The 12065-nt window shown below is 64.8% G+C and carries 4 protein-coding genes and 3 pseudogenes; 3 read left to right on the top strand and 4 right to left on the bottom strand.

Annotated features, from left to right (window positions below):
• Positions 1-9 precede the first annotated feature (9 nt).
• From ACGFYV_RS34575 to ACGFYV_RS34565, 3 genes and pseudogenes are all read right to left on the bottom strand, one after another.
• A pseudogene (locus ACGFYV_RS34575) lies at positions 10-282 on the bottom strand (transposase); the annotation flags it as partial.
• A gap of 384 nt (positions 283-666) precedes the next feature.
• A complete protein-coding gene (locus ACGFYV_RS34570) occupies positions 667-1194 on the bottom strand; it encodes a transposase (protein ID WP_393882520.1) in 528 nt (175 codons plus the stop codon).
• Positions 1191-1731: pseudogene (locus tag ACGFYV_RS34565) on the bottom strand (winged helix-turn-helix domain-containing protein). Before ACGFYV_RS34565 ends, ACGFYV_RS34570 begins: the two are co-directional and overlap by 4 nt.
• A gap of 340 nt (positions 1732-2071) precedes the next feature.
• Here ACGFYV_RS34565 and ACGFYV_RS34560 point away from each other — a divergent pair.
• Positions 2072-3094: a TauD/TfdA family dioxygenase gene (locus ACGFYV_RS34560; RefSeq protein ID WP_393882491.1), complete on the top strand. Its 1023-nt coding sequence runs from the start codon at positions 2072-2074 to the stop codon at positions 3092-3094.
• Positions 3095-3108: 14 nt separating this feature from the next.
• A complete protein-coding gene (locus ACGFYV_RS34555) occupies positions 3109-9369 on the top strand; it encodes an amino acid adenylation domain-containing protein (protein WP_393882490.1) in 6261 nt (2086 codons plus the stop codon).
• A gap of 352 nt (positions 9370-9721) precedes the next feature.
• Here ACGFYV_RS34555 and ACGFYV_RS34550 read toward each other — a convergent pair.
• Positions 9722-10198 (bottom strand): annotated as a pseudogene (locus ACGFYV_RS34550) (transposase); the annotation flags it as partial.
• Positions 10199-10248: 50 nt separating this feature from the next.
• On the opposite strand from ACGFYV_RS34550, the gene ACGFYV_RS34545 reads away from it, so the two are divergent.
• The coding region (locus tag ACGFYV_RS34545; RefSeq protein WP_393882489.1) for an ISAzo13 family transposase at positions 10249-12065 on the top strand (1817 nt) is incomplete at its 3' end.

The following is a 12065-nucleotide window of genomic DNA, read 5'->3' as shown; positions in this document are numbered from 1 at the left end:
CCAGCTCCTTTACGAGCGGGTAGATCCTTTTCCCGGCAGATGCGCCTGCGACAGATAGGCCGCGGCCCGGCGCAGGACCTCGTTCTCCTGCTCCAGCAGCTTGATTCGCCGACGTGCTTCCCGCAGTTCCGCACTCTCCTGGCTGGTCACCCCGGGCTTGGACCCGTCATCGATGTCCGCCCGGCGCATCCACTTCCACAACGTCATCGGGTGGACCCCGAAATCGGTAGCCACCTGCTCGACCGTGACACCCGGACCGCGGTTCCTCGCGACTCGCACGACGTCCTGGCGGAACTCTTATCGTGCAGCAAACCCATCCGATTGCCCCTGCTATCGAGGGGGAGCCAGTGCGCAGTGCCCAGTCCGCGGCACGCATCCGGTCGGGGTGGGCCGGGGCTTGGCCGAGGAGGGTGGCGTCGAGGGGTTCGGCGGCGACTTCGTTGACCTCATTTGCGGGGACGATGCGCAGCCATCGCGTGTGCTCCGACTCGCGCCATGGACCTCTGATGGCGTTGAGACCGAGGCTGTGCAACATGCCTTTGGGTAGCCGGACGTGCATTCTGGTGTTCACGCGAAGGGCGCACTGCAGCGCAAGCAGGCGCGCGGCGGCCGAGGCGCCTGCGGGAAGGTCTGCGGCCAGGTACTGACCGTGAATGCGTGATGTCGTCATGGTGGCTGGCGTCGGAGACCGGTGCCGGTGAGGCAGCCGTCGAGGACGTCGGGACGGTACTGGAGCTGGCGTAATCCGCGCCGGACGGCAGTGATCAGGTCATCGGGGTCGGCGAAGGCGCGGTTGGCCGTGGTGGTGCGTCGCAGGACGGACCAGATGCTCTCGACCGGGTTGAGGTCGGGTGCGTAGGGCGGCAGTTGGAAGACGGTGAGCCAGTCGCGGTCGGCGATGTAGCGCCGCATGCCTGCGGTGAGGTGGGTGTTGAGGTTGTCCCAGACCAGCACGATCGGGCCGCCCAGCTGCTGGTGGGCGGTCTGGAGCAGGTCGCGGTAGTCCTTCCAGGAGAAGCTTTTGCGCCCGTCGGGCCGGGCGTCCGGGCAGGGCCGGTAGATGAGCCGCGAGGGCTCACCGGTCTTGTAGCAGGCCAGGGCGGCCACCGATAAGCGGCGGCGGGAACGGCCCCGGACACGGACCACAGGGGTGTGGCCGCGGCGGGACCATGTGCGGGTGGTCGGCGGCGTCATCGAGAATCCGGCTTCGTCCTCGAAGACGAGCCAGGCGTCGAGCGCCGCCACGGTCCTTCCACCTGGGGCCACGTCTCCTTCATCCAGCCGGCCACGGCCGCCTCGTCTCGCTCGATGGCACGGCGGGCGGGAACCTGGCAGGTCCAGCCATGCCGTCTGAGCAGCGCGGCCACACCCTGGACGGTGCAGCTCTTGTGGAACCGGCGCCCGATCAGGGACTTGATCCGCGACAGCGTCCAGGTCTGGTCCGGCCAGCCATGCGCGACCGGTCCCTTGAGCAGTTCCCGCTCGAGGACGGCGAAGAGTTCGTCGCTGAGCAACGGCAAGGACGCCGGCCCCTTTCGAGGCCAGGGCTTTCGGCCCCTCCTGCGACCAGGCCCTGCGCCACCGCTGTACCGACCGGACGCTGACCCGAAGGTCGTGAGCGATGACCGCGTTCTCGTCACCCTGCTGGAAGCGCTCAGCCGTTTCCAACCGCAACTTCTCACGGAAGGCCCGCCGTTCGTCGGTCAGCCCGCCCCCCTGTGCATACCTCATGCACGAGTCGTACCGCAGGGATCATGACCCGTCAGCCCCACCGACACCACGCTTTGAAGGTCAGTAGACACCACAATGATCACGAAGCCCGTGCCTGCTCTGCTATGCGCCCCAACCGGTCACAACCCGACCAGCCGCGCGACTCCGGAACTTGCAACCCTCTGGAATCGGCCAGCTCACCCACTACTTCTGGCCCAAAAGATCATCCTTGTTGTGAAGTGCACAAAGGATGGATATATTGCAGCATCATCTTATTTGTTGAGTGCTGCCCCAAGTGGCCTATGTCGGTGAATTGCCCGCAGGGGAACACGATCTGAATATCCGCCAGTCAGGAGCATCAATGAATGACGACAGCATGGTAGTTAATTTCGATCCAGCCGATGGATTCGCTTTGCTGAACTATTCAACGAAAATCGTCAACCTATTGGGATCATCTTGCCACCCGGACATCTGGGCTGAGGTCGGAAATGCCATCGAAATGCTGCCGAGCAGCCTTTCGGCAAAGCTAGACGGTATCACCTCCGGGTTCGAATTCACGGTGCTGCGCGGCCTTCCGATCGACGATGCAGATCCCGGGCCGACGCCGAGGCACTGGTCCCAGGCGGGCGAGGCCGGAGCGGTCTGGGATGTGGTGCTTCTGATGGTGGCGGGCCTCATGGGGCAGCCCATCGCCTGGGAGGGGCAGCAGGACGGCCGGTTCGTGCACAACATCGTGCCGTCGCCCGGACACGAGAACCAGCAGACGGGAGCGAGCAGCACGGCGTTGCTCAACCCGCACACCGAGGACGGTTTCCACCCAGGCCGGGCGCATCTGCTGCTGCTTGCCTGCATGCGCAACCCCGATCGCGTGCCCACGACCGCGGCCAGTGTTCGACGTGTGTCGCTCAGTGAGCGCGACGTGGAGATCCTCAGCCGTCCAGTGACTCCCATCCTCCCTGACGACTTCTACACAGAAGCGCGTCCCTTCCAGGGCGAGGCGAGGCCGGTCCCGGTTCTTTGGTCGTCACAGGAGGGTCTGATGATGCGGTTCGACCCTAGCTACACCCCTCTTGAACAGGCGCCGGCCGAGTTCCGTGCGGCTTACACGCGGCTGGAGGAGGAACTGGCGAGGGTGAGCGTTGACGTCTCCCTGGAGCCCGGTGACGTCCTGATCGTCCAGAACGACCTTGTCGCGCACGGCCGTGTGCCGTTCAGGGCCCGCTTCGATGGAACCGACCGCTGGTTGAAGCGTGCCTTGGTCCGCACTGTCAGCCGTGGTAGCTCCCGCCCGCCGGAGGAGGCCACGGAGCACGGGTACGGCCAGACCGTGCTGGAGGCAGGGCTGCTACGGCCACGAGTACGGTCCCCGTTCCTCAGCAACTGAAAGGACTTCCACCGGTGTCTGAGATCGAAGTGACCAGTTACCAACTGTCGTTCGTCCAGGAAGAGATATGGAACGCGCTACAGCTCAATCCTCACGCCTTCTATAAGATCGGGGAGTATATAGAAATAGCAGGAGATCTCGACGTAGCGGCCTTCCGGCAGGCATACGCGCAGGCGAGGGACGAGACGGAGAGTATGCGCTCACGGATTGCCTATCGCGACGGGAAGGTCCACCAGGAGATTCTGCCGGACGACGCGCCTTTGCCGGTGGTCGACCTTACTGGCAGTATCGACGCCAGGACCGAGGCCCAGAGCTTCATGTTCGAGGAGCTCTCCCGGCCTCACCGCATCCTGGAGGATCCGCTCTCCACGAGTTTCCTGCTCAAACTTGACGACCAGCTCCACTACTGGGGCTACATCATCCACCACATCGCTTCCGACGGCTTCGCGGGCCTCCTCTTCCGTCAGCGTGTGACCCATCTGTACACCGCGCTGCGGCAGGGGACCGAGCCTCAGCCTCCCCTCGGACCACTGACCCACCTGCTCGATGCCCAGGCATGCTACCGGGCTTCTGAGGAGTTCACTCAGGACCGCGCGTACTGGAGAGAACGGCTCCCCGCCGCTTATCAGGCTCCGAAGCTCTCCGCGGGCGGCGGCACACCCGAAAATACCGGTTTGCCGCTGCGTCGGCGCTCGTCACTACCAGCGGACGTCTTCGACCGGCTGAAGACCTCAGCACGCGGATTGAGGACCACATGGGGGTGTGTGATCACCGCCGCCATGACCGCGTATGTGCACCGAATGACCGGATCGGGCGACGTCGTCCTGGCTGTTCCCGTGCACGGGCGCACGGACAGGACAACCCGGTCCGCCATCGGCATGGCATCCAATGAACTCCCGCTCGCGGTGCGAGTGGAGGCAGCGGACAGTCCGGCAAGCCTGGTACGACAGGTGACCGCAGACATGCGGTCGCTGACACGGCATCAGCGCTTTCCCCGAGAGGAGATCCTGCGCGACCTGGCCATGCAGGCAGCGGACTTCGTCGGCCCCTCTGTGAATATCATGCCGTTCGACAGGATGATAGATCTGGCGGGCTGTACCGCCGTGGTGCGCAACCTCTCCAACGGACCGGTCGACGACCTCGCCGTATCTGTGATGCCTGATCCGGTGAGCGGGTCACTGGAACTGGTCTTCGACGCCAACCCGGCGCGCTACGACTCAGAAGAGGTCGCATGCCACAGGGACCGGTTCACCGACTTCCTGGCGTCCTTCCTGGACAGCCTCGACGGTACCGTCGGTGGTCTCCCTCTCATCAGTGAGGCCGAGCGGGAGAGACTTCTCGTCCACTGGAACGGTGCAAGCCGACCCTTCACCGCCCAAACCGTTGACCACATCTTTCGCGAGCAGGTCGGTAGGACACCTGACGCTGTTGCGCTGGTCGCCGGCGAGCAGCAGCTCACCTTTGCCGAACTGGACGAGGAGTCCGACCGGATCGCCGACCTCCTGACCGCGGCGGGAGCAGGACCCGGGCAGTTCGTGGTAGTAGCCCTGCCGCGTTCGCTGAGTGCCGTGGTGGCTCTCTTCGCGGTGGTGAAGGCAGGTGCTGCCTATGTGCCGGTCGATCCTGCCTTCCCCCCTGAGCGCATCGCTTTCATGCTGTCCGACACTCGCCCCGCCCTGATTGTGAGCGACACGGAGACAATCGCTTGCATCCCCGAGGCGACGCGTTATAGGAAACTGTTCCTGGACAGCACTCGCGCGCCGAGCATTGTCGGAGATATGAAGCGGACGGACGCCGACAAGGGCGGTCGGCTCGTGCCGTCAGACGCTCTCTACGTCGTCTTCACGTCGGGTTCCACGGGTAAACCGAAGGGGGTGGTCATCGAGCACCGCAACATCGCGCATCTATTCCACCACCACAGGGAGCAGTTCATCAGGCCAGCCGTGGCCCGATCCGGCAGAGAGAGGTTTCGTGTCGCGTTGACCGCTTCCTTGTCGGTGGACATCATCTGGGGAGCACTCCTGTGGATGTTCGAAGGGCATGAGCTCCACATCGTTGACGACGCGACCCGCCACGATGCAGGAATGCTCACTACCTATATCGAGACACGTGGTATCGACATGTTCGACACCACTCCCTCGCTCGCCGAGCAACTGGTCGCGGCCGGTCTGCTGGAATCACGCAGGAAGCCTGCGGTCCTGGTACTCGGTGGGGAAGCGGTCGGCTCCAGGCTCTGGAGACTGCTGGGTGCTGATCCTGATGTACAGGCCTACAATTTCTACGGTTCCACCGAGTGCACCATCGACACACTCATCGCACAGTTCGACGCCACACCGCGCCCGATCGTCGGAACCCCCATATGGAACACCCGTGTGTACGTACTGAACGACAAGCGCGAGTTGGTTCCCAGCGGGACTCCCGGTGAACTGTATGTGGCGGGCGACGGAGTGGCGCGCGGATACCTCAACCGTCCCGAACTCACCGCGGAGCGATTCCTGGAGGACGCTTTCGGCCCGCCGGGCGCACGGATGTACCGCACCGGTGACGTGGTGCGATGGACCTCATCGGGGCAGCTCGCCTTTGTGGGCCGTGCCGACGACCAAGTGCAGATCAGTGGATTCAGAGTCGAACCCGGCGAAGTCGAGTCGGTTCTGCTGGCCTATCCCGGCATCGCCCACGCGGCAGTCGTCGCCCGCGACGATACACCGGGCATCTGCCGCCTGGTGGCATATGCCGTGCCTGTAGATGGCTATCAAATCAATTCTCCCGAAGTGCGAGAGTGGATTGCTGAGCGGTTGCCCGCCTACATGGTGCCAGCAGCCATCGTGGCCATTCCGGAGCTGCCGCTGTCCCCGGCGGGCAAGCTTGACCGCGCAGCGCTCCCCATACCCCGCATCACCGGAGCCGCCGGCAGCAGAGCTCCCAGAACCGATACCGAACGACTGCTTGTTACCTTGTTCATCGACCTTTTGGGTCTGGAGCATGCTGGCATCGACGACAGCTTCTTCGACCTGGGCGGCGACTCCATCACCGCCATCCAGCTGACCGTTCGAGCCCGCAACCTGGGTCTACACCTGACCAGCAGCGATGTGTTCACTTACAAGACCGTCGCGGAGCTGAGCCGGCACGCCTGCAGCGTCAAGGTAGGAGCCGAGAACACATCGGAGGACATCGCACACGGCGTGGTTCCCCCCACACCCATGCACCGATGGCTGGAGCGATTCAGCGACACAGCGGACGGGTTCCATCAGGCCCTCGTGCTGCGTACACCGCCCGGACTCACCATGGCCACTCTCCACCACGTCGTGGACGGCCTGCTCGTCAGCCATGACGTCCTGAGAGCGCAATGGACCGGCTCCCCCGGGCACCGCACCCTGACCGTGCCCCTTGAGCCCGCATTCACCGCAACTGACCTCGTCACCCGCCTGGATGTCACCGACGCCCGGCCCGAAGAACTCGCCACCGCGGTGCGGGCGCACCAAGAGTCGTCCCGCCAGCTCCTCGCCCCCCGCTCCGGAGCCATGCTCAGAGCAGTCTTCTTCGACGCCGGTCCTCATCGGCCGGGCCGCCTGCTCCTGATGGTCCACCACCTTGCCGTAGACGGTGTCTCCTGGAACATCTTGCTTTCCGATATCGCCGATCTCGCCACAGCACACGCCGCCGGACAACCCGCTGAGGCAGCCTCTCGCACCACGTCCTGGCGTACCTGGGCACAGCACCTGCACAGCGATGCCCACTCCTCCCGCCGTCTGAAAGAGTTCGACTACTGGGTGGGTGTCCTCACCGGGCCGGACCCTCTTTGGGGCAGCAGAGCCCTGGACACGAAACGCGATACCGTGGCCAGCGCCCGCCACCAGTCTTTGTCCTTGTCACCGCAGACCACCGACCGGCTTCTGACGTCGATCCCCGCCTCGTTCCGCGTCACGGTCGAGGACGTGCTGCTGACCGCGCTGACGCTTGCCGTCGGAGCCTGGCGCCGCGAGCGCGGACAGGACGACGACGGGCAGGTACTCATCATGCTCGAAGGCCATGGCCGCAGTGATGTCCCGGCCGGACTGGACGTGTCACGAACCGTCGGCTGGTTCAGCAGCCTGTTCCCCGTACGCCTGAACCCACTAGCCGACCGGCCTGACGCTCGCTCGCCCCTGGCTGCGGACCAGGCACTCAAGACCGTCAAGGAGCAACTGCGCGCAGTCCCCGACGGCGGCGCTGGGTTCGGAGCGTTGCGTTACCTCAACGACTCCAGCGCCGACAGGCTCGCAGCACTCGGCGAGCCTCAAATCTGCTTCAACTACCTCGGCCGTCAAAACGTGGCCGGCCAGGGCGACTGGACGCCCGACAATGACTTCTTTGAACTCACCGCCGGCGCCGATGCTGACATGCCGTTGGCGCAAGCGATCGAGATCAACGCAATGGTGGTCGATGGGAGCGAGGGCCAGCACCTGCGAGCCACATGGAGTTACGCAGCCAGCGCCCTCGACGGGGATACCGTCCCCACCTTGATCCGGTTGTGGAGTGAGGCGATCGACCAGATCGTGGCGGCCTGCGGCAGCCCCACTGGCAGCACCCACACCCCTTCCGATTTCCCCCTGGTCCGCATCGACCAAGGCACCCTGGATCGCGTCGCTCCCCCGCACCGGGCCGTCATGGACATCCTGCCGCTCACGCCGCTGCAAAAGGGCCTGCTCACCCACGCTCTCTATGGCGAGCCCGACCCCTATGTCCCCCAACTGGCGCTCAACCTGAGCGGCCCGGTCGACGCCGCTGCGCTGCGGACAGCGGCGCGCGGCCTTCTGGAGCGCTACCCCAATTTGAGTGCCCAGTTCCTCCCCACCTCGGCGGAGCCGCTGCAGATCATCCCCCAGCAGTACCAATTCTCATGGACCGATATCGATTTCACGACCGGAGCGGAGAACCCACACGATCAGCAGGTACAACTTCACACGGTGATGCGGGAAGACCGCGAGCGCCCCTTCAACGTCCGCACCGGTCCGCTCCTGCGCTTCACCCTCATCCGGCTCACGCACCAGCACCATGTCTTGGTGATCACCAATCACCATCTCCTGCTGGACGGCTGGTCGACCCCGCTGCTCCTGCGTGATCTCTTCACGCTGTACTCCGCACGAGATGACGTGCTGCCTTCCGCGCCCCGGTTCGCCGACTTCCTGGCCTGGTACAGCGCGGTCGACACCTCCGACGCAGAAAAGGAATGGCGTCGTTACCTCGCGGACTTCGACCAGCCAGCACTCGTGGCTCCCACCGCGTGTCCCCTCCACACCGCGGCCCGGCCGCAGCAGATCATCTCCGACCTTCCCAAAGCAACCGATCACGCGCTCAGGAAGGCCGCACACCGCCACGGCTTCACTCTGAGCGCTTTCATCCAGGCAGCCTGGGCATTGGTCATCTGTCGCCTGACCGAGCAATCCGACGTGGCCTTCGGGTCCGTTACGGCGGGACGGACGCCAGAAATTCTCGACGCCGAGTACATCGTCGGTCTGTGCATCGACACCATCCCCGTTCGTGTCAGCCTCACCCCCGGCGCCACCGTCTTCGACGTCCTCACCCGTCTACGCGAACGACAGGGGACTGTGAGTGACCTTGCCCCCGTCGGCCTGCCCACCCTGCACCAGATCACTGGACATCGGGCGCTGTTCGACACCTGCGTGGTCGTCGAAAATTACCCCTTCGATCCCCAGAAACTCAACGCCGCAGGCTCCTCCGTCGATTTTTCTGTGCTGATCGACCACGACGTCTATCACTACCCCCTGTCCCTTATGGTCGTCCCAGGCGAAGCCACGAGCCTGCGCCTGGGTTACCGGCCCGATCTCTTCACAGACGACCTAGCAGCAACAGTCAGCCAGGCCCTGCACATCATCCTGGCGGCACTCCCCCAGTACCTCGACGAGGACATCACTCACATCGCCGATCTCTTCACACTTACTCGGCATCGGGATGCACACCAGAACCCGGTCTCTTGCACTTTCCCTCCGGCCGCCGCAACCAGCAGCAGCGATTCGACGCCGCAAAACCCGTCCGCGCATCAGCAAGAGACCGAAAACCAAATAGTGGACATCTACCGCTGTATCCTCGGCCAGCAAAACATCACTGCTCACACCGACTTTTTCATTGCTGGCGGAGACTCCCTGGACAGCATGCGTCTAATGGAGCACATCAACGTACAATTCAGCCAAAGCATCACCCTGCGGACCCTCTACGAGCACCGCACCCCGCGCAGCATCGCCTCCGTGCTGCATGCGGCATCAGAAGGCTCATGAGACCCGGGGTGTTCCGAGGCGCCAAGCTGGGTCTTCGAAGTTGAGCGGTGCGCTGGTTCGGCTTGCTGACACGGCGTCACGCTTCGTGTTGGGTCGGCCTGCTTGGCCCTGGACGCAAAGTGCCCGTGGCCCTGCGTGATCATTTCCAGGGAGCTGTCGATTAATAACTCCTGGGTTTCGGAGTCCGTTGGCCCGTAGGATGCGGGTGTGTCGGAAGGGATCGAAGCGGGGCTGACGGAGCGTTCGAGTTGTTGCTGCCGCATCTGGACGAGCGGCAGCAACGGCTGGTCCTGGGGGCCGCTGCCCGTGTGCGTGGGCACGGCGGGACTGGGTGCTTACCCGGCAACGAGTACTACAGCCGGAGATCTTGTGGGTCAGGTGTAACCGCGTTGGGAGGATCTTCGGTCGTGGGATAGATCGAGTCCATGCCGCCCTTGGGGAGGTAGCTGCGGGGGAAGGCGATCCATTCGTCGTGCATCTCGATGAGGACGGCGGTGGTGAGGCGTTCGAGGGCGGCGGGGTTGGGGAAGATCTGGACGACGTCGACGCGGCGCTTGATTTCCCGGTTGACCCGTTCCAGGGGGTTGGTGGACTGGATCTTCTTCCAATGTCGCTCGGGGAAGTCGGCGAAGGCGGTCAGGTCGGTCTTGGCTTCCAGGAGCATGGCTTTGACCTTGGGGAACTGTCGTCCGAGCATGTCGGCGACGGTGTCGAGCTGGGAACGGACGGCCTCGGCGGTGGGCTGGGCGAAGATCGTGCGGATGGTTGCGGCCACCATCTCGCCGGAGTCTTTGCTGATCACAGCGAAGACGTTGCGCAGGAAGTGGAGCTGTAGAGAAACAAGGTGTCGCTTCCACTTGCCGGTGTCGTTGTTCCGGTATGGCGCTTCTGGAGGGGGTGCACGGTCAACTCGCCGTGCGATTCGAGGTGTTGCTGCCGCATCTGAACGAGCGGCAGCGACGGTTGATGTGTGCGACGGAAGCCCGACTGCTCGGGCATGGCGGCATCCGAGCCGTCGCCCGTGCCGCCAAGGTGAGCGAGACGACGGTCCGCCGAGGCGTCTTCGAGCTGGAAGCCGGTGGACTGCCGCTTTCCGAAGGACGGGTACGCAGACCGGGCGGGGGACGCAAACGCGCCGAGGAGGTCGACTCCGGGGTAGTGCCCGCGCTGATGGCGCTGGTTGAGCCGGACGAGCGAGGCGATCCGATGTCGCCACTTCGCTGGACGACGAAATCGCTGCGAAGCCTGGCCCAGGAACTGACCCGCCAAGGTCACCCCGTCTCGGCGATGACGGTGGGCCGGCTGCTGAAGGAGAACGGGTTCAGCCTGCAGGCCCAGGCCAAGACGCTGGAGGGCAAGCAACATCCGGACCGGGACGCCCAGTTCCACTACATCAACGAGCAGGTCAAGCAGCACCAGGCTGTCGGCGAACCGGTGATCAGCGTGGACACGAAGAAGAAAGAGATGCTCGGCCAGCTGCCGAACGTGGGCCGCCAGTGGCGGCCGAAGGGTGACCCGGTCCAGGTGGAGGACCACAGCTTCTTCAGCGGGCCGCAGGGCGATGCGGCCATCCCCTACGGCATCTACGACCTGACCGCCGATGCCGGCTGGGTCAACGTCGGCGTCGACCACGACACCTCCACCTTCGCGGTCGCCTCCATCCGTCGCTGGTGGCAGGCCCGCGGCCACCATGACTACCCGCACGCCACCCGTCTGCTGATCACCGCGGACGCGGGCGGCTCGAACAGCTACCGCTACCGGGTCTGGAAGTCGGAACTGGCCGCCTTCGCGGCCGAGACGGGCCTGGCCGTCACGGTGTGTCACTTTCCTCCCGGTACGTCGAAATGGAACAAGGTCGAACACCGCTTGTTCTCCCACATCGCCATGAACTGGCGAGGCCGCCCGCTGACCAGCCATGAAGTAGTCGTCAAGACGATCGCCGCGACGCGGACCCGCACCGGGCTACAGGTCGAGGCCGAACTCGACCCGGGCTCTTATCCCACAGGCACCACGGTCAGCAAGACGTACCTGGACTCGCTCCCGATCGAGCAGCACCCCGAGCGGGGAACCTGGAACTACACCATCCGCCCCGACGGCCCGGACCCCAGCGAGCGCGGGGCGGTCCGCAGTCCCGGGGAAACGGCCCGCGCCCAGTTCCTGGAGATGCTGGCCGACCCGCTACTGACCGGGATGACGCGGGAAGAGTTGGCCGCGCTGAGCGACCGGCTGGCTCCCGCGCAGGCCGCACAGCGGGAAGAACGCTGCTACCAGCACCGCGGCGGACGACGGCGCAAGGCGCCCGGCGACCACGGCCACCCCCTGTTGACCTGCCCCGACAAGGTCCTGATCACCGTGCTCTACCTGCGGCAAGTCTGTTCCCAGAAGGTCCTGTACGACATGCTCGCGCTCAGCGACCGCACCATCAGCAAGGCCATCGGCGACACGCGCCGGCTGCTGGACGACACCGGCACCACTGTCGGGCTCTCCGCAGTCCGGTTCACCAAACCGGACCACCTGGTGGCGTTCCTGCACACCGGAATGTCACCCACCGAAGTCCGGCCCCCGCTGCCGGAACAGCTCTCCGACCCGGCACTGACCGGCATGAGCCGCACCGACCTCCATGCCCTGATCGACCGGCTCTCGAAACGGCAGGCCGCACTGGTCGAACGACGGCGCTTCACACAGCGCGGCGGGCA

The organism is Streptomyces sp. NPDC048297 (assembly GCF_043201585.1).
In the GTDB taxonomy this organism is placed as follows: Bacteria; Actinomycetota; Actinomycetes; order Streptomycetales; family Streptomycetaceae; genus Streptomyces.
The sequence above is the reverse complement of the archived record's forward strand: the minus strand, read 5'-3'. Positions and strand labels throughout refer to the sequence as shown.

Coding starts and splice junctions, on each gene's coding strand:
- ACGFYV_RS34570 (WP_393882520.1), bottom strand. CDS start 1,194: ATGACGCCGCCGACCACCCGCACATGGTCCCGCCGCGGCCACACCCCT.
- ACGFYV_RS34560 (WP_393882491.1), top strand. CDS start 2,072: ATGAATGACGACAGCATGGTAGTTAATTTCGATCCAGCCGATGGATTC.